This window comes from Methanolacinia petrolearia DSM 11571 (assembly GCF_000147875.1).
Lineage (GTDB): Archaea > Halobacteriota > Methanomicrobia > Methanomicrobiales > Methanomicrobiaceae > Methanolacinia > Methanolacinia petrolearia.
Genome location: NC_014507.1, coordinates 1,918,516 through 1,944,737 on the forward strand (window position 1 = coordinate 1,918,516; position 26,222 = coordinate 1,944,737).

General features: G+C 47.3%; 28 protein-coding genes and 1 pseudogene. 20 read left to right on the forward strand and 9 right to left on the reverse strand.

The genetic code is table 11. The features are described 5' to 3' along the window. The first annotated feature begins 34 nt into the window (after positions 1-34). Complete coding sequence (larC, locus tag MPET_RS09595; protein WP_013329827.1) at positions 35-1,201, forward strand: nickel pincer cofactor biosynthesis protein LarC; 1,167 nt, start codon at positions 35-37, stop codon at positions 1,199-1,201. A 13-nt stretch (positions 1,202-1,214) separates the two neighbouring features. Next, entirely contained in the window at positions 1,215-1,895 is a 681-nt protein-coding gene (gene radB / locus MPET_RS09600; protein ID WP_013329828.1) for a DNA repair and recombination protein RadB, read from the forward strand. Here the strand turns inward: radB and dapF are convergent. From dapF to MPET_RS09615, 3 genes are all read right to left on the reverse strand, one after another. Next, complete coding sequence (gene dapF / locus MPET_RS09605; protein WP_013329829.1) at positions 1,873-2,733, reverse strand: diaminopimelate epimerase; 861 nt, start codon at positions 2,731-2,733, stop codon at positions 1,873-1,875. The genes radB and dapF overlap by 23 nt on opposite strands. Before the next feature lie 89 nt (positions 2,734-2,822). Further along, complete coding sequence (gene speD / locus MPET_RS09610; protein ID WP_013329830.1) at positions 2,823-3,224, reverse strand: S-adenosylmethionine decarboxylase; 402 nt, start codon at positions 3,222-3,224, stop codon at positions 2,823-2,825. Positions 3,225-3,412: 188 nt separating this feature from the next. After that, complete coding sequence (locus MPET_RS09615) at positions 3,413-4,618, reverse strand: RuBisCO large subunit C-terminal-like domain-containing protein (RefSeq protein ID WP_013329831.1); 1,206 nt, start codon at positions 4,616-4,618, stop codon at positions 3,413-3,415. A 93-nt stretch (positions 4,619-4,711) separates the two neighbouring features. On the opposite strand from MPET_RS09615, the gene MPET_RS09620 reads away from it, so the two are divergent. The 10 genes from MPET_RS09620 to MPET_RS09665 all read left to right on the forward strand — a co-directional run bounded on the left by MPET_RS09620 (position 4,712) and on the right by MPET_RS09665 (position 13,757). Further along, positions 4,712-5,521, forward strand: coding sequence for an HAD family hydrolase (locus MPET_RS09620; protein WP_013329832.1), 810 nt, complete (start codon positions 4,712-4,714; stop codon positions 5,519-5,521). A 145-nt stretch (positions 5,522-5,666) separates the two neighbouring features. Beyond that, positions 5,667-7,277, forward strand: a complete 1,611-nt coding sequence (atwA, locus tag MPET_RS09625; protein ID WP_013329833.1) for a methyl coenzyme M reductase system, component A2 — start codon at positions 5,667-5,669, stop codon at positions 7,275-7,277. Position 7,278: 1 nt separating this feature from the next. Beyond that, positions 7,279-8,838, forward strand: a complete 1,560-nt coding sequence (gene mmp3, locus MPET_RS09630) for a methyl-coenzyme M reductase-associated protein Mmp3 (RefSeq protein WP_394295945.1) — start codon at positions 7,279-7,281, stop codon at positions 8,836-8,838. Then, the gene (locus MPET_RS09635; RefSeq protein WP_013329835.1) at positions 8,835-9,305 is read left to right on the forward strand and encodes a methanogenesis marker 6 protein; all 471 of its coding nucleotides are present in this window, start codon (positions 8,835-8,837) and stop codon (positions 9,303-9,305) included. The genes mmp3 and MPET_RS09635 overlap by 4 nt, the downstream gene beginning before the upstream one ends. Positions 9,306-9,310: 5 nt before the next feature. Next, the gene (locus tag MPET_RS09640) at positions 9,311-9,775 is read left to right on the forward strand and encodes a methanogenesis marker 5 protein (protein WP_013329836.1); all 465 of its coding nucleotides are present in this window, start codon (positions 9,311-9,313) and stop codon (positions 9,773-9,775) included. Beyond that, positions 9,772-11,013 (forward strand): methanogenesis marker 15 protein, encoded by a 1,242-nt coding sequence (locus tag MPET_RS09645; RefSeq protein WP_013329837.1) that lies wholly within the window; start codon positions 9,772-9,774, stop codon positions 11,011-11,013. Before MPET_RS09640 ends, MPET_RS09645 begins: the two co-directional genes overlap by 4 nt. A gap of 2 nt (positions 11,014-11,015) precedes the next feature. Then, positions 11,016-11,597 carry a methanogenesis marker 17 protein gene (locus MPET_RS09650; protein ID WP_013329838.1) on the forward strand — a complete coding sequence of 194 codons (582 nt, stop codon included), beginning with the start codon at positions 11,016-11,018 and terminating at the stop codon, positions 11,595-11,597. Continuing rightward, the gene (locus MPET_RS09655) at positions 11,598-12,539 is read left to right on the forward strand and encodes a methanogenesis marker 7 protein (protein WP_013329839.1); all 942 of its coding nucleotides are present in this window, start codon (positions 11,598-11,600) and stop codon (positions 12,537-12,539) included. A 45-nt stretch (positions 12,540-12,584) separates the two neighbouring features. Continuing rightward, positions 12,585-13,031 (forward strand): carboxymuconolactone decarboxylase family protein, encoded by a 447-nt coding sequence (locus tag MPET_RS09660; protein WP_013329840.1) that lies wholly within the window; start codon positions 12,585-12,587, stop codon positions 13,029-13,031. 99 nt (positions 13,032-13,130) lie between these two features. Then, positions 13,131-13,757 (forward strand): DUF4013 domain-containing protein, encoded by a 627-nt coding sequence (locus MPET_RS09665; protein ID WP_013329841.1) that lies wholly within the window; start codon positions 13,131-13,133, stop codon positions 13,755-13,757. Positions 13,758-13,933: 176 nt separating this feature from the next. Here MPET_RS09665 and MPET_RS15710 read toward each other — a convergent pair. Then, positions 13,934-14,445, reverse strand: a pseudogene (locus MPET_RS15710) (RDD family protein). Between the two features lie 51 nt (positions 14,446-14,496). Beyond that, positions 14,497-15,147, reverse strand: coding sequence for a hypothetical protein (locus MPET_RS09675; RefSeq protein ID WP_148222219.1), 651 nt, complete (start codon positions 15,145-15,147; stop codon positions 14,497-14,499). 158 nt (positions 15,148-15,305) lie between these two features. Between MPET_RS09675 and MPET_RS14555 the strand changes: the two genes are divergently transcribed. The 3 genes from MPET_RS14555 to MPET_RS09690 all read left to right on the forward strand — a co-directional run bounded on the left by MPET_RS14555 (position 15,306) and on the right by MPET_RS09690 (position 17,779). After that, positions 15,306-15,839: a flavodoxin/nitric oxide synthase gene (locus MPET_RS14555; RefSeq protein WP_013329844.1), complete on the forward strand. Its 534-nt coding sequence runs from the start codon at positions 15,306-15,308 to the stop codon at positions 15,837-15,839. A gap of 67 nt (positions 15,840-15,906) precedes the next feature. After that, on the forward strand, positions 15,907-16,647 hold the full coding sequence (locus MPET_RS09685) for a hypothetical protein (protein ID WP_013329845.1): 741 nt from the start codon (positions 15,907-15,909) through the stop codon (positions 16,645-16,647). Positions 16,648-16,723: 76 nt separating this feature from the next. Beyond that, entirely contained in the window at positions 16,724-17,779 is a 1,056-nt protein-coding gene (locus tag MPET_RS09690; RefSeq protein ID WP_013329846.1) for a flavodoxin domain-containing protein, read from the forward strand. Here MPET_RS09690 and purB read toward each other — a convergent pair. Together purB and MPET_RS09700 are read right to left on the reverse strand one after the other, a co-directional pair. Beyond that, a complete protein-coding gene (purB, locus tag MPET_RS09695) occupies positions 17,771-19,111 on the reverse strand; it encodes an adenylosuccinate lyase (RefSeq protein WP_013329847.1) in 1,341 nt (446 codons plus the stop codon). The two genes, MPET_RS09690 and purB, sit on opposite strands and share 9 nt — an antisense overlap. Before the next feature lie 77 nt (positions 19,112-19,188). Further along, positions 19,189-19,410 (reverse strand): PspC domain-containing protein, encoded by a 222-nt coding sequence (locus MPET_RS09700; protein ID WP_013329848.1) that lies wholly within the window; start codon positions 19,408-19,410, stop codon positions 19,189-19,191. A gap of 70 nt (positions 19,411-19,480) precedes the next feature. Between MPET_RS09700 and MPET_RS09705 the strand changes: the two genes are divergently transcribed. From MPET_RS09705 to rlmH, 5 genes are read left to right on the forward strand one after another with little or no spacing between them, the layout of a single operon-like run. After that, positions 19,481-21,478 (forward strand): ATP-dependent DNA helicase, encoded by a 1,998-nt coding sequence (locus MPET_RS09705; RefSeq protein ID WP_048131095.1) that lies wholly within the window; start codon positions 19,481-19,483, stop codon positions 21,476-21,478. Then, positions 21,472-21,951, forward strand: a complete 480-nt coding sequence (locus tag MPET_RS09710) for a methylated-DNA--[protein]-cysteine S-methyltransferase (RefSeq protein WP_013329850.1) — start codon at positions 21,472-21,474, stop codon at positions 21,949-21,951. The genes MPET_RS09705 and MPET_RS09710 overlap by 7 nt, the downstream gene beginning before the upstream one ends. Continuing rightward, on the forward strand, positions 21,948-22,862 hold the full coding sequence (locus tag MPET_RS09715; RefSeq protein ID WP_013329851.1) for a ketopantoate reductase family protein: 915 nt from the start codon (positions 21,948-21,950) through the stop codon (positions 22,860-22,862). Before MPET_RS09710 ends, MPET_RS09715 begins: the two co-directional genes overlap by 4 nt. A gap of 18 nt (positions 22,863-22,880) precedes the next feature. Further along, positions 22,881-23,486, forward strand: a complete 606-nt coding sequence (gene mobA / locus MPET_RS09720) for a molybdenum cofactor guanylyltransferase (RefSeq protein ID WP_013329852.1) — start codon at positions 22,881-22,883, stop codon at positions 23,484-23,486. A 2-nt stretch (positions 23,487-23,488) separates the two neighbouring features. Beyond that, the gene (gene rlmH / locus MPET_RS09725) at positions 23,489-23,974 is read left to right on the forward strand and encodes a 23S rRNA (pseudouridine(1915)-N(3))-methyltransferase RlmH (protein WP_013329853.1); all 486 of its coding nucleotides are present in this window, start codon (positions 23,489-23,491) and stop codon (positions 23,972-23,974) included. A 587-nt stretch (positions 23,975-24,561) separates the two neighbouring features. Here the strand turns inward: rlmH and MPET_RS09730 are convergent. Together MPET_RS09730 and MPET_RS09735 are read right to left on the reverse strand one after the other, a co-directional pair. Beyond that, complete coding sequence (locus tag MPET_RS09730) at positions 24,562-25,329, reverse strand: dihydroorotate dehydrogenase electron transfer subunit (protein ID WP_013329854.1); 768 nt, start codon at positions 25,327-25,329, stop codon at positions 24,562-24,564. Then, positions 25,322-26,212 carry a dihydroorotate dehydrogenase gene (locus MPET_RS09735; RefSeq protein WP_013329855.1) on the reverse strand — a complete coding sequence of 297 codons (891 nt, stop codon included), beginning with the start codon at positions 26,210-26,212 and terminating at the stop codon, positions 25,322-25,324. The genes MPET_RS09730 and MPET_RS09735 overlap by 8 nt, the downstream gene beginning before the upstream one ends. Positions 26,213-26,222 lie beyond the last annotated feature (10 nt).

Below are 26,222 nucleotides of genomic sequence, written 5' to 3' on the forward strand. Positions count from 1 at the left end.
ATATTATGTAATTACGTATAAGTACATGTTACATATGCGTATCCTTGTATTTGATCCCTTTCACGGAGCGGCAGGCGATATGATCACCGGTTCGCTCCTTGACCTCGGCGCAGACAAAGAGAGTGTAATAAAGGTGATGTCCTCGGTTGTTGCGCCGCCAGGGATCGACAGGGTAAAAAGGTGCGGCATATCTGCAATAGGAATTCAGACCAACTCGGGTCATTCACACAGAACCCTGGAAGAGGTTCTGGAGATCGTTGAAAAGGCCGATGCACCGAAAAATGCAATAGAGATGGCCAAACGGGTGTTCAAAAGACTGGCGGCAGGAGAGGGAGAGATCCACGGGGAAAATCCTCATTTCCACGAAGTGGGTGCGGATGATGCAATTGCCGATGTCCTCGGTGCATGCACCGCTTTTTGCTCACTTAATATCGATGCCACAGCAGTCCTGCCCGTTGCAACGGGGAGGGGCTATATCAAATCCGCCCACGGCAGTTACCCTAATCCCGCTCCTGCAACACTTGCAATATTAAAAAACGGAAATATTCCCGTAAAAATCACTGATGACGAATCCGAATTGTGTACTCCCACCGGGGCCGCCCTCCTGGCCGAATTCAGATCAAAGGAGAGTCCTGACATCACAGGCCCTGTAAAAGCCATAGGATACGGGGCGGGAAAAAGAGACCCGGAAGACACGCCGAACGTATTAAGGACATTTATAGTTGAATCCGAAGTTCTCAACCATGACGTGATAGAGATCCTGGAGACAAATGTCGACGATGCGACCGGGGAACTCATCTCGCATGTTATACAGAGACTTCTGGAAGCAGGAGCATCCGATGCATGTGCAATCCCTGTAATAATGAAGAAAGGCAGGCCGGGATACCTGATGAAGGTGATAAGCAAAAGCCATGATACCCACAGGTTTATTGAAATACTCTCGGAAGAACTGGGGACGCTTGGTATCAGGCACATGCAGAATATCCACAGATCGATATTGGAAAGGGAGATCGTAGAGGTCTCTTTTCCCTATGAAAATTCCACGTACAATATAAGAGTAAAAGTGGGTTACATCAATGGAACGCCGGTCACAGTCAAGGCCGAATACGAGGATTTAAAAAAGGCATCCGCATCCTGTAAACTCCCCCTGAAGACGATAGCACGATATGCGGAAGACAAGGCATTGAAAGATATAGAATAATCCCGGATGTTCTATGCAGGAAGACAAGATAAATACAGGATCACCCGAATTCGACGATCTTATCGGGGGAGGCCTTGAAAAAAAAATGATCACGCAGGTATATGGTGAGCCCGCAAGCGGAAAAAGCACAATATGCCTGATGACTGCAATAGAACAACTCAAAGCCGGAAAAAAAGTCATATACATCGATACCGAAGGATTTTCAGTTGAAAGATTCAGGCAGATTGCAGGCGAAGATAACCAAACTCTTGCAGAAGATCTTATAATCTTCGAACCGGTCGATTTCGACCTGCAGGGACTAATGATCGGGGAATGCGACAAATTACTGAAGACTGAAACCGATATCGGCCTGATAGTACTTGATTCGGCTACTGCGTTATACAGGGTTGAGGGAGGGCGATCCGGCGAGAGCCAGAGAAAACTGGGCAGCCAGATGATCAGGCTGCTCGGCTTTGCACGCAGGTACGACATTCCCGTCCTTGTATCAAATCAGGTGTTTATGGATATTGACCAGAATGCAGTCTCCGGCCTGGGGGGAACATCTCTGAGGCATATCTCAAAGGTAATAATAAGACTTGAAAAAAAGAACGGATCAAGGACAGCTTTTCTTGAAAAGCACAGGTCTAAAAAAGAAGGAGATTTTCTGGATTTTATTATTGAAGAAAAGGGAATCAGGCCCATATCCGGCCTGTAAAAACAGTCGCCGCCGGACCTTCCATAAAGGCAACATCCTCTTCCAGGTATATTACAAGAGGCCCGCCGACAGTATTCACCTTTACCCTGCTGCCGGTTTTTCCTAATTTATATGCTACGGCTGCACTTGCAGTCGAGCCTGTACCGCAGCTCAATGTCTCCGATTCAACGCCTCTTTCATATGTGCGGATCGATATCTCGTCCTTCCCTGTTATCTCCACGAAATTGACATTCGCACCATTGGGGAACGATTCATGATACCTGATTGAAGGAGCAATCTCTTCGATCGACAGTTTTTCAACCGAATCAACGAAGATGACTGCATGGGGGACACCGGTATTCACCGCATAAACATCATAGCCGTTGATCTTCCTGAGATATTCTCCCCCTCCCTTCGCCGGGATTTCGCTGCACTCATAGAGCACCTTTCCCATATCTATCTTCGCGATGAATTCATTATTCTCGTTATAGCCGAGTTCCACGGGCAGGTTTCCCGCAAGAGTTTCGACTACGCAGGTTTCCGTAATGTAATCGTTGTCATACGCGTACTTTACCAGACAGCGGATACCGTTTCCGCACATCTCGGCCTCGCTCTTGTCAGGCTGCATTATCCTCATCCTGATATTCGCCTTATCCGACTTCGAGAGAAACAGGACGCCGTCGGCGCCGATCCCAAACCGCCTGTCACAATAAAGAGCTGCAAACTCGGCCTTCATAGGATCGGGAATTACCTCCCCGTCAGTCTCGTCGATTAGAATGAAATCGTTCCCATTTCCCTGGATCTTGACGAATGGGATTACAAAGGCTTCTGATTCGTTATCTTCAGTATTATCCGGCATAAACGACCCTGTTAAAATTACTTCATATCATATGACATAAAGCTGTTATTAACTTTTTTAGGGCCTCTGATAAAAATAGATATTGGAGATTACTCCCTTAGAACAACATTACTTTTTGCTGACTTCGCGCCGAAGAATTTCTTCGCGTACTCTACGACGTCTTCGGGATTATATTCCTTGCAGCTGAAGACATCGATATATGCAGCATTCGTCGAATTTGCGAAATGACCTGATATCAGCGATGTTTCGATCAGCTGTGTCATCGAATAACCTGCAACCTTGTCATTCGGACCGAAGTGCACAACTTCAGTCTCACCGAATCTCTTCATATCGATAAGATCGCAAAGTTCGACAACGAACTGCTTTATTTTTCCTGCGTCCCTTATTGTATCCGGGTTGCATCCGTACAGGTCTACGTTTGTGGCGAGACCCCAAGCATTCTCCTCGGAGAATGCATCCCTTGCTTTCTGAGCTTCAACATTCTTAACCATCCGGTTTTTCATCCCTCCGAACAGCACTAATTAGCCAAATATTTAAACTGCGTATAAACGGATAAACCTTTTGCAAGCAACATAAAACCGCCCTTTTTTAAATCCGGATGTTTTAAACCCACAGAATCAATATTTGGCCAAATAAAGTCCAATATATTGAAATTGGCGCGATTAAAATGGAAATAAATTTATTTTGAACCCCATTTTTCCAAAGCCCTCCGCAGCTCAATGTGATCCTTTGCATAGTCCTCAGGAAGGCATCCTTCCATGTATGCATCGACTGCCTGGCGCATAGCAGCGGCCCCTGATCTCGTGCCATCCGGGTGTCCGTGGATACCCCCCCCCGCCTGCAGTACTATATCCGTCCCGAGAGTTTCAAGTTCGGCACGAACCTTCCCCGGGTGCAGACCACCGCTGGATACGGGGAACACAGGTCTGAACCCAAACATGGAGCCGGTCAGCATTTTGTTGTCTCCAAGGATCTCCGAGGGATCATGACCCATCTTTCCGCTCACAGTTCCTGTATGGAGCTGATCTCCTCCGGCCATTCGCACGAGTTTTGCAATAGGACGCATTGCAATGCCGTGCTCCGGGTTTCTCGTCATCGCAGCGTGCATCGTCCTGTGGATATGCAGGGGAACATTTCCCGTGTTTAATTCGGAAAGAGCCTGGACTGCAGAAAAGCCACATGTGATGACATCTATCATAAGGGTGTTTGCACCACACTCAAGCGCCTGTTCGGCACGTTCTACGATCCTGTCCGCCCTGTCCGAGACATTAACTGCATAAAGGATCTTTCTTCCTGTCTCGCTCATGGCATCGTCAAGCCTTGCCATTACCTCCTCCACACGATCTTTCATCGGGCAGAACTCCTGATCTGTCAGGGTTTCATCGTCCTTGATGAAGTCTACTCCGCCGACAGCGGCTTCATATGCCACATGTGCAGTATCCTTCGGGTTCAGGCCCACCTTGGGCTTTATTATCGTTCCGACATGAGGCCTTCGTGATTTTTCAGTTCCTATGAGCTTTCGGACTCCTTCCATTCCGAAAACAGGTCCTGAAAAGTTACAAAGCTGCTCAGGGAACTCAACATCAAGAAGGCGAACGGAACAAAGTCTGCCAAGACCGAAAAGATTTCCGGCAACAACTGAGAGGTACTGGGGAATATTCCCCTTTTCAAATATCTCTCCCGGATATCTTATTTTTGTGAGATAACCGTCCCTGTAGCTTTCAAGCGATTCCACGTGCCCGTCAAGCCTTCTTACATAATCGGCCCTTGTGGTGAGATCTGTCCATGTACCTGTCGTCTCTTCATCGGATATGGCCTGGGCGGCAAATTCAGGAGTGGTATTTTCATCGGGTATAAAATAATAAACTGCAATAACATCCTGCATAATGCACTACCATCTATAATATCATATTAAAAAACTTTGTCAAAGAGACAATATTGAAAGGTTTACATTCTGATATACTAATAGAGAATTAACATGAGTCTTGCAGTGGTTTTCGACAGCGCAGGCACCCTGCTGTATACGCTGAGAGTTGCAAAGGATATCCCAAAAGACAGAATCGTTGAAGGAGTTGAGACCACAACCCTGACATGTTCTGAAAAAGGAAGGTCTCTCATTCTTCTGTATGTCAATTCAAAGGAGTTCATCGAAGCAAAACCTGAAATGCTCCTCTCCGAATACCTCACACAAAAAGAGGTCTCTTTCGGTGTCGCATGCTCGAGCATCGTTACGACCACCGAAGAGATCTCCGAATTGCTATACGGGGACAAAAAAGCGACCTGCGAAGATCTCCAGACCTGTATCCGGAAGGTCTGGAGCTGCTGCAAAAAAATGCCTGTAGTGGCCCTCAACAACGGCGTAATAGTAAATAAAAACATTAATTCAATCGAATTTGCCATTACCTCCGGGGGGAGACCTTTCCCCAATGCAAAAGATACAATACGTCTTCTTCACGAGAATAATATTGCATCATATGTTGCATCCGGAGACAGGACAGATAAACTAATAAAAATGGCCGATTATCTCGGCATTCCCCACGGGAATGTATTCGGAGTGGCCACCCCCGCCATGAAAGCGCAGATTGTTTCAGGCCTGAAGGAACAATATGACAAAGTAATAATGGTCGGCGACGGCATCAACGATCTGACGGCGATGAAAAAGGCCGACATCGCGATTCTGACCGAAGAGCAATACGATAAGAAACCGAAAGTCCTTGAGGATGCAGCAGATTATATCATCAAAGATGTTTCGGAAGTATTTGAGATCGCAAAGAAGTACAACTCCTGATTCTGTTCTTTTTCCCTTAACTCCTCTTCAATGGCAATTAAATGAATTCTGCTTAAAAATATATCCTTTGTTACAATTTAATTCCAAAAAAGAATAATAATAAGATAAAAAAGCTACAGTAGTATTTAATAAGAGGTCTTGTCCTATGGCTCCATTAATAACTGTAAAGGATTTATCCAAGGAATTCGACGGGAACCCTGTCCTGAAGAATATTAATTTTGAAATGGAAGAAGGCGAAATTCTGGGGATAATCGGTAGAAGCGGAGCGGGAAAAACGGTTTTGATGCATCTTATGAGAGGTGTGGATACACCCCCCACATCAGGATCGATAATCTTTCATATAGCCGCCTGTGAAAAATGCCAGAATGTCGAGCCCCCAAGCAAAGCCGGCGCGAAATGCCCCAAATGCGGGGGCAGCCTGAAGCCCGAGGACGTCGATTTCTGGGCGCCCGAAAATGAAAGAATGAAGCGCAGGATAATGAGAAGAACCGCGATCATGTTCCAGCGCACATTCGCCCTCTACGGAGACGACAGGGTAATTGAAAACGTAATGCATGCCTTAAGCGACATCGGATACCCGGGAGAACAGCAGGTTTCAAGAGCGGCGGACCTTCTTGACGAAGTCAGGCTCTCGCACAGGATGATGCATATAGCAAGAGACCTTTCCGGAGGTGAAAAACAAAGGGTTGTTCTCGCAAGGCAGCTTGCAAAGGAGCCCTTCATGTTATGCGCCGATGAGCCTACAGGAACGCTCGACCCGAGAACTGCCGATATCGTGCACGAGATGCTCTCGGAGGCATCGGCAAACAACGACATGGCAATGGTTGTCTCCTCGCATTTTTCGCAGATCATCGAGGATATCTGCCACAAGGCAATTCTCCTGGAAGATGGCGCAATCAAAGATATCGGAGATCCAAAGAAGATCGTCAAGACCTTCCTAAAAGATGCAACAGACACTGAAACATTTGAAAAAGGGATTCTCGGCGAGAGCATTCTCCAGGCAAGAGATGTCGTCAAGAGATACATCACGGTTGACAGGGGAATGATAAAGGCTGTTGACGGAGTTTCCTTCAATGTCGCAGAGAGAGAGATATTCGGGATCATAGGTACAAGCGGTGCGGGGAAGACAACTCTTTCAAGGATCATATCCGGAATTATCGAGCCTACGAGCGGGGAGATGAACATCAGGATCGGCGAGCAGTGGATCGATATGACCAAACCCGGAATCCAGAACAGGGGGCGTGCCAAATCATACGTTGGCCTTTTGCACCAGGAATACGACCTATACCCCCACAGGACCATCCTCGACAACCTTACCGATTCAATCGGGCTTGAGTTCCCAAAAGAGCTTGCAATGAGAAAAGCCATAATAACACTCAAGATGGCAGGATTCAGCGAGGAGAAAAGCCATAAGATTCTTGACAGAATGCCCAGCCAGTTAAGCGAAGGTGAAAAACACAGGGTAGCCCTCGCGCAGGTCCTGATAAGGGAACCCAGGATCGTTCTTCTCGACGAACCAACAGGAACCATGGATCCGATTACAAAAATTGACGTTAAACACTCCATCATGCATGCAAGAGAGGAGATCGACGAGACGTTCATCGTAGTATCGCATGACATGGATTTTGTGCGTGACATCTGCGACAGGGCAGCCCTTATGCGCCACGGAAAGATTGTCAAGATCGGACCGACGAATGAAGTCCTCGAATACCTGACACAGGAAGAAAAAGAGATAATGGCAAATTCCAGCGCCTGAGGTGATCTCATTGATAAATATCATCCTCGACGGAAAGAGGATGGAGATGAAGGACGGATCTCTTCTTAAGGATCTGGTCCCCCAATTGTCCCCGAATTTTTCAGTTGCAATCATTAAACCTTCGGAATCTTCGGAGGTGACGACAGGCAGTTTCAGGATCGTTACCGATGAAGGGGAAGTGACGATCGAGCTTGAAGACAAACGAGCCCCCACTGCCGTAAGGGAACTCCTTATATCCTTATTCGAAAAAAAAGAACTGCTCCCAATGAAGATTAAATGGGACGACCGCTATTCTGCATCTTTCGGGCCGTTCTCAAGTAAAATCAGGCCAGATAAAAATGCACACAGGTATTCGAAAGGCGACCTGATCCTCGGATGCGGAGGTTATGATCCCGGTAATTCATATCTTATCTTTTCAAGAGCGGACCACATTGCCGATCACGGTTCTGATAAATCCGGAGGAATCGTGGGAAAAGTCGTAAGCGGGTTGGGTGTTCTCGGCAGATGGAAGAAAGGCAGCCTGATTACGGATTCCGAAAGAATAATCAGCAGAATAGAGACGGGAAATTCCTTTACTACAAAAGACAGGTCGCTACCTCTTGAGGACGGAATGGAGGTAGTATCCCGCCTGGAAATTTCTGCAACCGGCTTCAATGAAGATGCGATCGACCCGACAGGTTCGGCAAGTGTTGAACACATGCTTCATGCACTCTCGAAAGAAAAATTTGAAGTTAATCTCAAGTCAAGCACATTCATCTCTGACGAAAGGCTGAAAGACAGTATCGTGCCGTATGAGATAAAAAATCCCCGCCTTAAAGGGAATGTAACGGTACGAACATCCGGGAGAAAGGCCGGCAGCGTATATATCTATCTCAAAGATCTCCCGAGCAGCCCCTCCCATACGACAACGGGAAGAATAGAGCACGGACTGGAGCTTGCAAAACTTGCGTCGGAAGGAGATCGACTTCATGTGGTAGTGACACCCCCGCAGATCGATCTAAGGGGAATGAGAATAAAAGACGCAATCACTGCAGCAAAAAAGAGAGAAATTTTGATCGACTACGACGACGACAGCCCCGACAGGATTGTCGTTGAACAAACTCCCCCGACAACAATGGGAATTCTATCGGAGGGGAAGGTTTCAGTCAGAACAGTGTCCGAAGGGCATGTTATAAACATAAGGCTGGAAGATGAAAAAGCTCCGCGTACGTGCAGGATATTCAGGGAACTGACCGGACTCCGGTGGTATAATATAGGCAGCCTTCCCCTGATCTTCAAATATGACGATGTAGCCCTCTTCAAGCCCAAAATACCGCAGAAGATTACAATCAATCTTGAAAACCTTCCCAAAGATGAAGTTCCCGCAAATTCGCTTGCCATTACGAACGATTCGAGAAAGGGTAAAGGCCTGATAGGAATCAGGAGAAACCCGAACAGGGAGTTCGGGCCCACTTCCGAGCCGTTTGAAGGGACAAATATTCTCGGAACCGTTCTCGACCCCGAAAAACTGGATTCGCTAAAGGAAAATGAAACGATCTATTTCAAGGAGGAATCCGGATGAATATTCTCAACCAGAACAAGACTTTGTACCAGGGATCGCTTACAAGATATGTATTCGTCGAGTCCCCTAACATCACTCCCCAGCAGCTTGCCATAAGGGCGTATGAGATCTCTCATGGAGTTCTTGTAAAGGAGACCTGTTTCGGCCTCCAGATAACAGGGAGTCCTTCTGAAGTAAAAACCATAACCAACGAGCTCCGCAAGATGGACCCTGCTCATATTTTTACCAAAGACAGGGGATTTCCACCCGGAGATCCAAGGCGGTGCAGGGCGAATCTAGGCGGGGCAAGACCGGGGTACTACGGCCACGAATTTGAGATGGGGCTGGTGAGATATGTTTCAAAAGGCCTTGAAGGATTATACAACGGCAAAAAAGCTGACAAAAAGATGACCGAGCAGATCAAGCATAAAGAAGAGACCCTGCCTGCAAAAAAACTGGTTGAAATTATTAAATCGGAAGGAGCGTGACAGCAATGGCAAAGATATTCATATACCCCTCGACAAGCCTGATCCTTTCGGATATGGTCGAAAGATTCGGCCATGAAGCACTTGGTGCGGCAATTCCGATAAGAGAACGAGTACAGACACCCGGACTGGATTCACCTCCTCTCCAGATGACCCCGGAAGACCCGAAAAAGGGCCTCAAATACGCTGCAGTCGAGGTCCCGTCGGGGGTCAGGGGGAGAATGGCACTCCTCGGGCCGCTCATCGAAGAGGCCGAGGCTGCAATAATAATCAGCGAGGCGGATCTTGCCTTCGGCTGCATGGGATGCGCAAGGACGAATGAACTTGTAAAATTCCTTGTCAGGCAAAGAAAGGACATTCCTGTCCTGGATATAAGGTACCCCTCTAATGAAGATGAAGGACTTGCCTTCGTTACGGCAATCAAAGAATTTCTGGAAAATATCCCTAAAAAGAAGGGAGATGGCAAAAAATGACTGAACAACCTGTAAGAGTGGCACAGCTTTCATGCGGACCCGAACACAGCGGAGTCCAGAAAGAGATCTACGAGGCTGCTTCGATGGTCAATGCGGAGATGTTCTTCCCGGACGTAACACTGAAGGATATAAAAAAAGCATACGATGAATTCGGCCTTGATGCCAGGTCCGGCGATCTCAAACTCGCAATTGCAAGGGCAAAGGCGCTTGTCGATGGTGCAGTAGATGCGGATGCAGTATTCATCGCGACATGTTTCCGTTGTTCCGAAGCGGCAATAGTCAGAAACGAACTTCGCAGATATATTCACAACAACTCCTCGCTTCCTGTAGTCAGCTACTCCTTTACAGAGAGGACGACGGCAGGAACTCTCCTTACGAGAATGGAGGCTCTTACGACAATCGCTAGAAGAAGAGCGCTCCTTGCAAGAGAAAAACAGGTCGGAATCACCCTCGGGGTGGATTCAGGTTCGTCAACAACAAAGGCCGTCGTCATGAAAGACAACGAGATCGTCGGCACGGGATGGACACCAACCACAGAAGTCATGAAGAGCGCCGAGAGTGTCGTAAAGACCGCACTTGAGGAGGCCGGCCTGAAGATGAAGGACATCGAAGCGATAGGCACTACGGGATACGGCAGGTACCTGATCGGGCATAAGATGAAGGCAGACCTGATCCAGGAGGAGCTGACCGTAAACTCGAAGGGTGCAGTGTACCTCGCAGACCGCCAGCATGGAGAAGCTACGGTCATCGATATAGGCGGGATGGACAACAAGGCGATATCCGTGCAGGATGGGATACCGGGAACCTTTACAATGGGAGGAATCTGTGCGGGTGCTTCAGGCAGGTTCCTTGAGATGACCGCGAAAAGGCTCGGTGTGGACATAACCGAACTCGGCCCCCTTGCAGTCGCCGGAATGTCGAGGAATGTTCCGATGAACAGCTACTGCATCGTATTCGGTACACAGAGTCTCGTAAACGCCCTTGCCGAAGGACATACGAAAGAGGATGTCGCCGCAGCTGCATGTCACAGCGTCGCCGAACAGGTATTCGAGCAGCAGCTCCAGGAGGTCGATATCAAGGAACCAGTCATAATGGTGGGCGGAACCTCCCTTATTGAAGGTCTTGTAAAGGAGATGGGGAGGCTTTTGCAGACGGAAATAATCGTTCCTCCGTATTCACAGTATATCGGATCGGTGGGATCGGCCCTTCTTTCATCAGGGTTCTTAAAAGAAGGTTAATTATGACTCTTGACTACTTTGAAGTGGAATGCAGCGAAGATAAAGGTGGCAATGCCTACCTTGAGATCGCATCGGATATACTGAAGGATCTAAATCTCCTCTCGATCATTTCAAGGCTTCATATCTATATCGACCCTGAATTTCCGCTTTTCCTTGCTGTCGGCCAAATCCGTAAGATGCCCGGACTAATAAAGGCAGGAGACTTTACGAACATAATGGAGAAAGAAGGAAAGATTGTAATCGACATCGGCGACGAAACGCATCTCTCCAATTTTCTCTCGAAATTATGGAGCAAATACGGAAGAGAGAACGTAGACCAGCCGGACAGATTTACGATCACTCTCAGTCCCGAAAGCAAAACTATCGAAGAGATCGAGAATATCGTAGTCCTCGACCAGAGAGAGAATATCTATAAGGATATAATATACGCCATGCAGTGGATTGCACCCGAAGGATTCAGGATCAGGAAGGAAGGGCTTGACAAATCGATCTTCTATTACATCGCCAGCGAAAACACGATTCCGGAGGATATGGCTGATCAGATCATCTCCGATAAGATCAAAATTATGAAGGAGGGAAAATAAATGGTTCTGGTCCCGATCACATACAAAGGCGGGGTATTCAGGCATGACATCATCATTGACCTAATCGATGATCTCGGCGGCTATGTAGTCCAGAAGCACATGATTGCTCAGGAGGTTATACTCCAGTCCCTTGTTCCCAGGGAAGACATAGAGCTGATAAGAAAGACAGGACGCCCCCTCGGAGGAGAAGTAATCGAAGCGCCCCTTGTGGGAACAGAGATTGCAGTCGTAACTCCAAGTCTTGAAATCCACCATCTCCCGCATACTTCATGCGACGCCGCGGAATACCTGAGGAGGGCGGGTGCCAAGACGAATATGATCGGTCTTGCACGTGGATTCGGCAAGAGAATCGCCAACCTGAATATAGAAGAGAGGGATGTCATCAACGAGCATGACTGTGCGGTATTTTTGCTTGGAAATTTTGAATCCTGCATCAAATATAAACTTCCTGCACTCAGAAGAGGAATCCGGGTTCCGATAATTCTTACAGGCGGACCGGATACTAAGAAACTGAAGAAACTTGCAGATCCCCCTGTAGAAGGATATGTAGGTGGTATAGGAAGGATCGGCCACAGGATGCAGAAGCAGGAAGGCGAGATCGAATTCCTTGACAGGCTCGTCGATGAAGTTTCAGGTGTTCTTGAAAAAAGAAGAGAGGAGATAGCAAAAGATCCGTTGTCAATCTCGCCTGCGAGGCTGATGGCAGCAATCGACGATGAGCTCGGACTAAGCGAAACTTCAACCCACCCTACTCCGGTGACAGTGCAGATCGCCGGATTAAGAGTAAAGATCCCGTATGACAACTTTTCAGGAATGATCGGAGATATCGAGATCGAAAACGGAATTAAAGTTAAAGATGTTGCAGATCTCCTGCCTTCAAGAATGCGCAATTACATATGGATTCGGATTAAACCTTTTTCCGATACAAAAATAATAGTGTGAACACAAATAACTTTGCATAAACACAAGTAGTATTGGGAGACGAAGGTGAAAGAAGTGGACTTTGAGAATGCACTGAAAAAGATTTCAGAGACAGGGAAAGAAAAATCCGCAAAAGAACTTCTTCAAAGAGTTGAAAGAGAAACCGGCGAGATACCCCTTATATATGAAAAGATGGCCAAGAAGCCGGAAGTCCTTATCTCTCACCTTCTATATAAATGCGCAGTTACCGAGACCAGCACCCTTGAACCCAAGACCGTTGAACTGATATGCCTTGCCGTAGGCGCTGCACTCAACTGCCCTCACTGTACAGAGTATCATATGCGGGCAGCAAAAGCAAAAGGAGCAACTAAAGATGAAATTCTGGAAGCTGTACTCCTTGCGGGATCTCTTGCACAGGCATCCGTTCTTGCTGATGCCTACAGGGTTATAGAAACAGACGAGGAAGGGTGCAAGGGTTCATGTGAATTAAACGGTTTTACTTTAAGAGATTAAAGAAATCTGTAACCTGCAGGACTTTTTTCCCCTAGAAAACCGATTGCTTTTTATATTTATGAGTTTTCTATTCTATTATCTCTATAGGAGGTGTAAAATTTGGGTATAGGAGATATGCTTGGAGACTCTTTTGAGTATACAAAAGAGACATTTATCGGAAAATGGGTCAGGTGGATTATCCTGATCATATGCAGTATCATATTCCCGCTGATTATGGGATATTCACTGGAAGTAATGCGTGGTAAAAAACCTGCACCCGAACCAGGGAACTGGGTGAAGACCCTTATTGACGGAATTTTGTATTTCATTATCAACTTTATCTACATGATTCCTGTCTGGATTCTTGCATTCATCTTCATCCTTCCGTCTTTAATGATGGCGTTCTCAGGTAATGTTACAGGAGCCATTGCGGTAGGCGGAATCGGATTTTTGATAACCGTGATCGTTGCAATCATTCTCACCCTTATTGCCGTGATTGCTGTTGTCAGGTTTGCTAGAGAAGAAAAGTTTGGAGAGGCATTCAATTTCAGTGAAATTGTTGCAAAGATCAAGAGCATCGGCTGGATTAATCTTTTCATTAAGCTGCTTGTTGTGGAGATTATTATCGGAATAATTGCTATGATTCTGATGATGATTCCCTACGGCATAATATTGCTCATCATTCTGTCGCCCGCATTCACCGTATTTATGGCAAGATATATCTGCCTGATCTACGACAGTGCATAAAAAAGAGAATTAAATTTCCTTTTTTTATCAAACATAAATACTCGTGGTCGTAGCACATGAACCGATTCCGGTGACAGGTTTTTTTAGGATGTCTGTAACCGGATCAATAACAAATCATGTTTTTCGGCTTTTTGTAAATATTTTGATTATTCGAAATCTTATAATTGAAAAAGCATTTAAAGCCAGCTTTTGTCGCAGACATATGTACCTGCAACCATATCATGAAGGCCTTGTTTGCGCCTGGTAAAACCGATCATAATGAATCCGATGTACAATATAAGTGCAGAGATTATTTTGGCAATCCACCGGACAGTTGCTCTGCCAAAAGAGATCCTCTGGTACTCGGGATCGGTCACTACAAGACCGAATGCCCGTTTTCCGATTGTCGCCTGTTTCGATGAACTCTCCCGGTAGCAAAATAAAACCATGGAAAAAATATGCAAAAGATATATGCCAAAGCCTCGATCCAGGCATCCGAACCCATCAACATAAAAGCAAGAAACACCACGACAAGACAAACGGCTCCAATAATTATCGTATCAATGACATATGCCACAAAACGAATCCAAAAACCAGCATATATCTTCTTTTCAGATCCGGAAGGTTCATTAAATCCGCAGTTTGTGTAGATCTCTGCCCCCTTAAATTCCGGTTCATCTCCACAGTTCGGACAAAAGTTATACACCATGTCCAAGTATTTAAATTAAAAAATTATTAAAAAAATCCCATCAATACCAAGTCATGATCTCCTTTTCCCGGAGATAACAATAAACAAAGAAAGGACAAGGGACAGGATCAGTATGACCGGGGGAATCCCTGCGGCAGGAGTCGCCGTAGGGGTCACAGTGATCAGTTGAGTTGCTTTTACAGTTGTCGGACTCGTTGTAACTTTCTTAGTTGCAGTTGGCGTTGCAGTCTTTTCCTGGGTTTCGGAAGAGATGGAATAACCTGAATTATCAGATGAAGATATGCCCGTTACGGAGATGGAAGGATCAATCAGCTTAACCGACCTGGCAGAATATTCGGCGCCGCTGAGATCGTATCTTCCGAGAGGCCTTTCAACTGCATAAAAAGTATAAATGCCTGCGTCAGGAACCCCGTCTCCTGTTTTGGAATCCCAGGTATAACTCCACCTGTTGTTAAACGCCTTAACAACGACAAAAGTCGATTCGTCACCGGATACTACCTCTTCATGAATATTTTCAGGATTTGCACCGTTTGAAGGCAGATTCGGACCGGTTACAAAAAGATATATGTAATCCGAAGTGCATGACCCTCTCAGATCAACGGAGTTTCCGAGATACACCTCATCAACCGCAGAAACGGCTGCAATATTCAGGGATATAAAAATTAAGAATGCCATCGTGAACAATATAACGTGCTTTATCATCTTATCACCAAAAAGATCCAACTGACAATTAATAACTGGCATACAAATAATATAATAACCATTATTTATCAGATTATTGTGAAAGGTATCGATTTTAACATCGATCTCCGCAAAAATAACAGACAAATATACAATATTTTCTACAGGTGTGGATCAAAATGGAAAAGAAGAAGAAAATCCTCGTCGGTTATGCAACAAGATACGGTTCGACAAAAGGTGTCGCCGAAATAATAGGTAATCAGCTATCAGAACTTGGATATGATGTTAAAATATCGGGTTTGATGGAAAAGATAGATCTCTCCGATATAGACGCGGCATTTATCGGAAGCCCCCTTCATCTCGGAAAATGGCTCCCCGAAGCAAGAGAGTTCGTACAGTCAAGGAAGAGCGAACTGAACAGGGTACCGGTGATTGCCTTCACGACCGGAATCACGATCGCAGAACCGAACGAGCACAACCTTTTGAAGGCAAAATTTGCAATCGATGAGATTTCGCAATACATCATTCCCTTTGAGTCAGGATTCTTTGCAGGGAGGATTTCGCGTGATCTCCTTAATGAAAGCGATCTTCAGCTTGTAAAAATGGCGAAGATACAGGACGGCAACTACATCGATCCTGAAAAAATAAAAGACTGGGTCATTAAGACCTGCAATAATTTAAAAGAAGAAAGAGATAAACAAAAACATTTATGAAACAAAGGTTTCATGAACTGTTTCATGTAAATCACAACGTGATTTTCATGTAAATAAAGTGGTTGAGATGGAAGATAAAAACTGGCTGATATCACTTGCGGCAGGACTGATCGCCGCCTCAGCGGTTTTATATTATATCCATTACCTTGCATTTCACGACCTTCATCATATCGGCGTCTTCGCACTTCACGAACTTGCGTTTTTACCCATCGAAGTACTGATAGTCACTCTTGTAATCCACAGGATGCTCGAGACAAGGGAGACAAGGAGGAAGCTCGAGAAGATGAACATGGTCATAGGAACCTTCTTCAGTGTTGCGGGAAGCCGCCTCCTCCGGTGCTTTGCGAATAGTGCAGGCGAGGCATTCCCATATAGAAAAGAACTCCATATCAATCAGGAATGGTCTGACAAGGATTTCGACAAAAGATCGAAAGAACTTAAAGGCATGTCTTTCGAGATCGAGCTCTGCAACATCGATCTGAAAAAATTAAAATCATTTCTCGTCGAAAAAGAGGATTTTTTCGTAAGAATGCTCGAAAATCCGATGCTGCTCGAAAACGAAACATTCACAGAACTGTTAAGAGCGGTATTTCATCTTACTGAAGAGCTCCATCATAGGCACGACCTCACCATCTGCCCGGAAAAAGACCTGGTACACCTGAAAGGAGATATCGACAGGGTGTTCGGACAGCTGATCGTGCAGTGGCTGGAGTATATGAAATACCTGAAAGCGAATTACCCGTATTTATTCTCTCTTGCCCTCAGGATGAACCCTTTTGATGAGAGTGCAGGTGTTATGATCAAATAACACGGTCAGGAGAATATTATTAAAACTAAGGCTAATACTGGTACAGGTAAAACCCGGAGTGCAGCGGAGTATTACAATGAACGGAACTGAAAAAATAATAGAATATCTTGAAAAAAACAAAGGAGAGATGATATCATCCCCGCGTTCTCTTTTCGGTGGTATGGATGCGGGAGAGTTCGAAATCACCGATATAAACCGTGAAAAAGAGTATATAACAATAAAACCGGAAGGTTCGATAGAACTGCCTTTCGAATTCAGCCTGATTAAAAAGGCGGTTGATCTTGTTCTCTCCGAAGGTGTCGTTTCTCTCGAATCCGAAGAAGACACAAACGGCCCGGTCGTCCTTGAAAAAAAACTCAAAGAGTGGCAGCTTGAAGAAAATCAGCAGATGCTCAATACAAAATTCGTCCCTTATATCGCAGACCTCATCGTCCTTTCGGGAGTCGCAGCATACGGCTGGGTAAAAACTCCCGAGGGAAAAAAGATCAGGGCAATCGCGGTCAAAGAGGCACAAAAAAACCCACAGAAAAAAGCGGCCAAAGATACTTCCGGGGACTGGGATCGGCTGGCCAAAAACGGTGCACAAAGACCCAAGGTTAAAAACGGTGGTGCATATACAAAGGAAAAAGCCGAGGTACTTATTACATATGCAACAAGACACGGCTCCACCGCCGACATCGCATGGTCCATAGGAAACTCTTTTTCAGATGCCGGATTTAAAGCTGAAGTAAAGAAGATACAGAACGTGGACGATGTCAGACCTTACAAACTCGTCGTCATAGGAACCCCGATCTATGACAACAATGTCCTCCCGGAAGTTGTCAGCTTTGCAGACCTTCACAGGGACTGGCTCGATAAAAGGAAGGTGGCATTATTCGTTGTCGGGAGAACGCTCAGGAACAAGGACGACGAAAAGATACTCCAAACCGAAAAGATCATCCAGAAGATCACAAACATCGTCGACATAGTCGATATCGGGATGTTCGCCGGGAAAGTGGCACCGGAAAACCTCCCGGTGAAAGAAAGACTGGGGGGAATATTCGGAGAAAAGCAGGCAGGCGACTTCAGGGACTGGAGAGAGATCGGGGAATGGTCGAAAGATCTCAGGAAAAAGATATTTTTTTCAGATTGAAAGAGGGGTCAGTTTTTTAATAACATTCTCAACCTGCCACACGGCGGTTCCGATATAATTTTCAGGGTCCAGAAGCTCATTGATTCTTTCTTCAGACAGGTATTTTGCAACAGTCTCGTTTTCCATAAGGATTCCGGCAAGCGGCCTCTGCACCTCTATCGCTGTCATGCTCGAAACCCTGATAAGCTCATGAGCCTCCTGCCTGTCCATTCCTGACTTTGTAAGTTCGATCATAACCGACTCGGCCATGTTCACCCCGTGGAGAAGGTTAAGGTTGCGCCTGATATTTGCCTCGTTGATCTTTACACCATCAAGAACCTTGATCATAACCGCGAGTATGTGATCGGCCAGTATCGACGACTCGGGGAACGTGACCCTCTCGCATGAAGAGTTCGTCAGATCACGCTCGTCCCAGAGTGTATTGTTCAGAAGCGACGGCTCGACGAAAGAACGAACGATCCTTGCAAGACCGCAGACCTGCTCGGACTTTATCGGGTTCCTCTTATGCGGCATTGTCGAGGATCCGACCTGCATCTTGCCGAAGGACTCCTCCATCTCCCCGATCTCCGACCTCTGCATCATCCTGATCTCGATCCCGATCTTGTCGAGAGTTGTTGCGATATTGGCAAGAAGCATGAAGTACTCCGCATACCTGTCCCTCTGGATAATCTGGTTGGAGACATCTACAGGATAGAGTTCGAGATATTCCATCATGGAGACCATTACCTCGTAGCCCTTGTCTCCCATCGCGGCCATCGTCCCGACTGCCCCGGTCATCTGTCCTACTGCAACACGCGGCCTGAGCTGTTCGAGTCTCTCTATATGTCTTCCCACCTCGCTCGCCCAGATTGCAAATCTAAGGCCGTATGTCGTCGGCACTCCGATCTGTCCGTGGGTTCTTCCCGCACAGACCAGGTTCTTCGTCTCGTCCGCTCTCTTCAGGAGAATCGCGAGAAGCGCCCTGAGCTTGGCCTCAATCAGGAACAGACTTTCCTTTACCTGAATACCTGTTGCAGTATCGAGAATATCGTTCGATGTCGCACCGTAATGTATCCATCTCCCCGAGTCCCCGCACACCTCGGTCACCGCTCTTACGATCGACATCATATCATGGTTGATCTCGTTCTCGATCTCCTTGGCCCTTTCAAGCGAGGCGGTTTTTGCCTTTGCCGCTATATCTTCCGATGCATCAATAGGGATCATCCCGTGTTTTGCCTGTGCCTTTGCAAGTGCAACTTCGGACTTTACAATAGCGGCAAACCTGTTTTCCTCGCTCCAGACAGCCTTCATATCCGGAGTTCCGTAGCGAAAATCTATCGGGTGTATTGCCATAGTGGTTTATATATTGGTATTTATCGATAAAATCAGTTGGGTAAAAAAAGCATAAGTGCAGTGAAGTCTGTCCTCTCTTATTCCTTTATCGTATACTCGGCATCGATGACATCCTTCTCCGATTCAGTTGGAAGTATCAGCCACGCGATGATATATGCAAGAATACCTGCTCCGTAGAAGAAACAGAACAGTATCCACAATATACGGATAATATTCGGGTCGATATCAAGATAAGGGCCGAGCCCGCCGCAGACACCGCCGAGAATTTTGTTCTTCTCAGATCTGTACAGCTTTTCCATAGAACACCCTGAAGAGAAATTGCATTCTAAACGCAATAATACAAATTGATCCACATAAAATATGTATATAATGGAAGGTCTGAAAGACTGGTTTCCCTACGAATCCTTTCGCCCGTACCAGGAAGAGATGCTGAATACGGCAGGGCTCTGCGCCGAAGAGGGCAGGATCTGCTTAATCGACGCACCGACAGGAAGCGGGAAATCGAGTGTGGTCTCCGCACTACTCGCAAAAGCCAACGGGAAGAAGATAATAATAGCCGTGAGGACGATCAGTCAGCTCAATATTTTTCTGCGCGAACTGGAACTCATCAAAAAGAAGCAAAGCCGCCTGAAGGTGGCATATCTTGTCGGGAAGAGAAACATGTGCCCGATGGGAATCGACGGGGACGTCTACAGGATGTGTGAGGGCCTGAAGGCATTCTCATCGTCGCTGATGCGCGACCGTGCGCATAAAGGCTCCCTGATGCCGGCCGGCGATCCGGTGATTAAGAATCAGCTCAAGAGACAGGATCGCGATCATCCACTCCTCTGCCCGTATTTCATCAGGTCGAGGGTGTTCATAGAGAACGACGGGCTTAAGATGACCCCTTCGAATCTCCTGAGGACAAAGGCGGAACAGGTATCAAAGACACTCGTTCCTCCTGAAAAGATTCATGAGATGTGCGGGGAGCTATGCCCGTATGAGGTTATGCTCCAGGGCGCAAGGGATGCAGACGTCATACTGATGAACTTCCACCATCTCTTCAGCGAGACGATAAGGGAGCAGATGTACCAGTCGCTGAACATAGAGCCGTCTCAGACAATTCTGCTGATAGACGAGGCTCATAACTGCGGAGACACAATCCAGAGCATCCAGAGTGTCAGCATAAATGAAAGAACAGTCGAACTTTCGCAGAACGAACTGGCACACATGAGAGGAAGGATCGGGGGAGTCGAATCGATCGCCGCAATGCTCCCGCAGGTGACCGCATTCATGGAGAGCCTGAAGAGGTCGACGAAGGCGGAGGACTGGTTCGATCCCGTAATGTTCTCGAAGTTCCTCCTAAGGGGATCGATCTACAACAGGCTCGACGATATAGTCGACGACCTCCTGAGAATCTACGAGGCAATCAGGGAGAAGAAATTCCAGGAAGGGGATTTCAGGGAGATCCCGACAGAAAGGATCATGGAGTTTTTCCTAAGGATACTCCAGGCGGGAACAGATCCTGCATATCTTTCCATCTACAGAAAAGACGAAGACGTAATCTCGCTGAGGGTCCAGAACATCGATCCGTCTTCGACATTAAGGGATATCGCAGGCGTTCACGCAGCTGTGATAATGATAAGCGGTACGTTGTCGCCTGTCGAGAGTTTTAGGAAACTGTATTTCAGGGATGCTGACGCGACTACTCTTTCTCTTCCGAACGCATTTCCGAAGAAAAACAGGATGGTCTTCTGCGCAGGTGATATAACATCTGCTTACAGCATGAGGAAAGACCCTGATAACCACGAAAGAATTCTTGGTTACATCAGGTCTTTTGCCGGCCTTAAAGGAAACCTCGCCGTCTACTTTCCGTCATATGAACTGCTGAATATCTACTCGGAAGACCTTCCCTCGAAATTCAATAAAAAAGAGGTGTTCATAGAATCGCAGGATACCGGCACTGCAGCAGAAGACCTGAAGAAATTCCTCTCGCTCCCCGACTCAGGCAAATCGGGAATTATATTCGGGGTATGCGGGGGGAAATGGAGCGAAGGCCTTGATTACAGGGGCGAACTTTTAAACGGCGCTCTTGTAATCGGCCTTCCGCTTGCACCGTACAATGAAGTCAGGAGGATGATCATCCAGTACTTCAAAAACAGGTTCGGGGAAGAAGGCGAGTTCATATCATATACGCTGCCGGCGATAAACAAGGCGCTTCAGGCGCTGGGCCGGGTTCTCAGGACACCCGATGACAGGGGCGTTCTTGTCCTCGGTGAATCGAGATTTCTCGATAAGAAGATCAGAAAAGGCCTTCCGGAATGGATGCAGGAAGAACTTATCGAATGCAACCTCTCATCATTTACAAAGGATACTGAAAGATGGTAATGAGAAAGGGGGCCTGCCGTTTTGGGTACTGGTGGGTTCAGGTCGAATGGAGCGGCGATACGATTCACAGGATCCAGTTCTCACGGAAAGGCGATGAGAGTTACATCCCCCCCCAGATCAGGCAGTTTGTCAAAGGAAAGAGCACGCAAATCGCCGGCCTGAAATCTATTGCCTTATCGGACGGCCACCCTTACAGGGAGATCTACGAATCGGTGAAAGAGATACCCTATGGCGAAGTGAAAACCTACTCGGAGATCGGCACCGAGACAGGTTTTCATGCCAGAACAATCGGTGTTGCTATGAGAAGAAACCCGACACCGCTGATCATCCCCTGCCACAGGGTTGTTGCAAAAAACGGGATCGGCGGCTTTACACCGGAGATCGATATAAAGAAGGCGCTGCTTGATATGGAAAAGAAAAACAGCACTACTCCTATTACCAAAAAAAACAAAAATAAAATGGAAGAATCATGAAGATTGCATTTTTGGGAGCCGGTGCGGTTGGCCTCTCTGTAGCAGGAATGCTGTCACGCGTATGCGACGTTTATGCAGTCTGCCGTAAAAGGCATTCCGACGCAATACAATCGCAAGGGCTGATCCTTTCCGGCATCTGGGGAGAGCACAACTTCAGATTCCCATGCGGAGAGACTCTCCCGCCTGATGAGAAATTCGACTACATATTCATTACATCGAAATCGCAGGACACCCGCGAGATCTGCCGGACGAATTCTGAAGCAATAAAAGATTCGAGCGTAATCAGTCTCCAGAACGGTATCGGTAACGAGGAGATTATCTCGGAGTTCACCGACAGCGTTATCGGCGGGATGATAATTACAGGGTTCGAATGGAGAGGAAACGGCAAGGTTCATGTCTCGGTACAGGCAGCACCCATGAGGATCGGCCGTTTCCCATCCGGCCCCGACAAGGATGTAAACTCTCTTGCAGATATCATCCAAAAAGCAGGAATCGATGTAATCACCGATGAAAATATCAGAGGTGCCCTCTGGGGAAAGACCATGTATAACTGCGCACTAAACCCCATCGGTGCAATTATGCAGGTTCCATACGGCGAACTCCTGAATGACAATGCATGGTCAGTTATCAGAGATATTGTCCATGAAGCCTTTGATGTGTGCAGGGCGGAAGGAGTGACCCTCGAATGGTCGTCACCGGATAAATATCTCGCTTTCCTTCATGATACGCAGATCCCGTCTACGGCAGAACACCACTCTTCCATGTACCAGGATATTTCAGCCGGAAAGAAGACAGAGATCGATTTCATCAATGGGGCGATTGTTGAAAAAGGGAATCTCCATAATATCGACACTCCAGTGAACAGGACGATCGTAAATATGATAAAATTCAGGGAGTCGCTGAACAAATAAATTGAAGGGGACGGATCTTTGAGAAGCGCAATTATTCTTGCAGGAGGTGAGGCAAAACGGGCAGGGGGCCGTGAGAAATACAGGTTCAGGTACGACGGGGTGCAGTTCATCCAGAGGCTGATTACCTCCTTGTCAGGAATCACCGACGAGATAATTGTAGTTGCACGCGACGAAGATCACTGCAGCAGTTTTAAAGACCTGCAGGATCTCTCCGGTGTCGTCATTGTATGCGACATCAGAAAGAAGATCGGCCCTCTCGGCGGGATGCATGCGGGAATACAATCCTGCAACGGAGAACTGGTGTTCGTAACAGCATGCGACATGCCCTGTATCCACCCTGAAGTCGTCACAAGGCTTTTCGATTCAATAGACGGCCATGACGCAGTAATTCCCAAGTGGAATGAAGAGATGATAGAACCCCTTCATGCTGTTTACAGGAAATCTGCTCTGACCGAATACCTTGCCGAGCATAAATCTCTCTCCATAAGATCCCTCATCCGCAGTATAGACGCCGTATATGTCGATGCCGAATCTTTCAGGGATGTCGACCCGGATCTCGAGACGTTCATGAATATAAACTCCCTGGAAGAACTCGAAAAGATCAACGGGACCCCGGATAAATAGCGATGCCCCTGACTGTTTTGATAACCGGTGCAGGAAAGGTGAAAGAGCCTTTCCTCCGTGACGGAATACAGGAATACAAAAAAAGACTTTCGGGCTATGTCAAAATTTCGCTGGAAGAGGTGCCTGACGAAAGTATCCCGCAGAATATGTCGGAGCAGGTGAAACACAGGATACTTGATACCGAAGGCGAGAATATTTTAAAAAAAGTTAAAGACGACGATATCGTCGTTCTTCTCGACCTTAAAGGCGATCTCTGGAATTCGGAGAGGCTTGCAGGCATTCTAAAGAATGCAGAACTCTCGACCTCAGGAAGGCTGGTCTTCGTAATCGGAGGGACACTCGGAGTTTCAGATAAACTAATTAAGAGAGCTAACTACCGCTGGTGCCTCTCCCCGCTCACATTTCCCCACCAGATGGTAAGGCTCATTGTCCTCGAACAGCTCTTCAGGGCATGCAAGATTAACAGGGGAGAGGTTTATCACCGGTAATTTTGGACATTTGGTCTTTTAAGGGCATAAGCCCCGGACGGGGCAGCCCCCTACTCAGGTTTTCTTCGCTTCGCTCCGCAAACCTTCGCAATTGTGATAACCCGGCCTAGTCCTCGACCTGAATTTTATTTCAGTCAGATGATTTTTTCCTGAGCGAGTTGGGGACGCTCGCCCGTCCCCACTCGCGATTTATCGCCATGAGGGGGCGGGTTATAGGGAGGGGGAATCGTCCCCCTCCCTTCATAAATAACAAATAAAAATATTTCCAAAGGCAACCCTTGCGCGATTCGCTTCGCGAAACGCCCTGACCTCAGGGCTTCGCGCTATCGCGATAACCCGGCCTGGACGCTACCCTCTCGGGTAGCCTCGGCCGGGGAAAAGATCTGAGACGGGTAGATCAATGACAAAGAAATCATGTTTGGATTTTAAAAAACTGAAAATTTTTATGGAGCAAAGGGGGCCCTTGCCCGTCCCCGCATGCGACCTATCACCATGAGGGGGAGGGTCTAAGGGAGGGGGAAACTTCCCCCTCCCTTTAGCAACCCACCTTTCAACATACAATGAAAAAATCAAAATGAGATTTTACCTCAAAAAAAATTCTTCCGTCCCGAAGCGTCTCTTGAATATTTGCCGAACTCAGGACTCTTCAAAAGCTCATCGCCCCTGAACACAGGGCCATCCCTGCAGACCCTCAATCCTGTTGAGTCCATGCAGCACGACCCGCAGATCCCGACCCCGCATTTCATGTATCTCGCAAGCGAGAACTGGGTTCTTTCTTCGGCGCATTTTTCTCTGACGACAGAGAGAACGCCTTTCATCATCATCTCCGGGCCGCATACGCATATGGTGTCATATTCATCAAGGTCAGTCTCCCGTAAAAGATCGGTCACGAAACCGTGATGACCGTAAGAGCCGTCGTCCGTCGAAATTTTAACTTCACCACAGTTGCCGAGCCGATCCCTGAACGGGATCTCGGATTCCTTCTGGGCTCCCAAAAGGAATGTCTCAACTCTCCCTGAAAGGGCGATCGTTCGCAGCGGTGCGGCACCGACACCACCGGCAACGGCAAGTACTTTACCCTTGGGTGAGAAGCCGTTGCCAAGCGGTCCTTTTATTCCGAGCCTCTGTCCTTCTTTATATGAAAACAGTGCCTCTGTCGCCTCACCGATTTTCTGTACTGTTATCGAGTTCTCCGAGGAAAATCCCATAGGAACTTCGTCCACTCCCGGAACCCACACCATGCAGAACTGGCCCGGATTGATTATGAACTTCCTGTCGAATTCAATAGTTCTTATATTGGGCGTTTCTTCGAATACGCTGGTCACCGTAACAGGGATCGACCTCTGATCACTCATGCGCACACCCCACTATCTCTTCGGCAGACACTCCGTCCCCGGAGTATAATTCACCGGATATCTTTTCGAATATATCGACACCGTTCAGAACTGCACTTCCAATCTCCACTGCACTCGCCCCTGCCATCATCATCTCGATAACATTGTCCGCCGATGAGACCCCGCCGCATCCTACGATCGGGATGTCGCATGCTTCATAGAGATCCCATACGCATTTAACCGCAATGGGGAAGATCGCATCACCTGAAAGCCCGCCGGAACCGTTGCCGAGCATCGGCTTCCTGAGATCGGTGGATATCCTCATGGCACGGACCGTATTGATTGCAACCAGGGCCGAGGCCCCGGCCCTCTCCGCGGCGGCTCCGCAGTCGGCAATACTCGTGACATTCGGGGTTAGCTTGACCCATACGGGTTTTCCGGTTTTCGAGACCGCACGGGTGCATTCATAAACCAGATCAGGGTCAGATCCAATCTGCGCCCCGTAACCTTCCGCATGCGGGCACGATACGTTCAGCTCGAAACCCGCCGCACTGTCCATAAACCATGAAGCAACCTCTGCAAACTCCTCCGGGTTCGCGCCGAATATGCTGGCGATTACCGGTTTGCCCTTCAGGGGAGCGATCTCCTCAGTGAAATCACGCGAAGGGTTTGGAAGCCCCATCGCGTTGATTACAGCGCCGTCGAGAACCTGAACGCAAGGACCCTTGTGACCTTCCTTGGGGTAAGGCCCGATAGACTTCGTAACCACACCGCCGGCACCGGACTCAAGAACCCTGTTTAAGGATGCGCCGGTTGTTCCCAGAACACCTGCCGCAAGAATAAGATGATTTTTCAGATCGATTCCGCCCACGGAGACGGAATCTTTTAAATTCAACGTTATCATCAGGAATAGA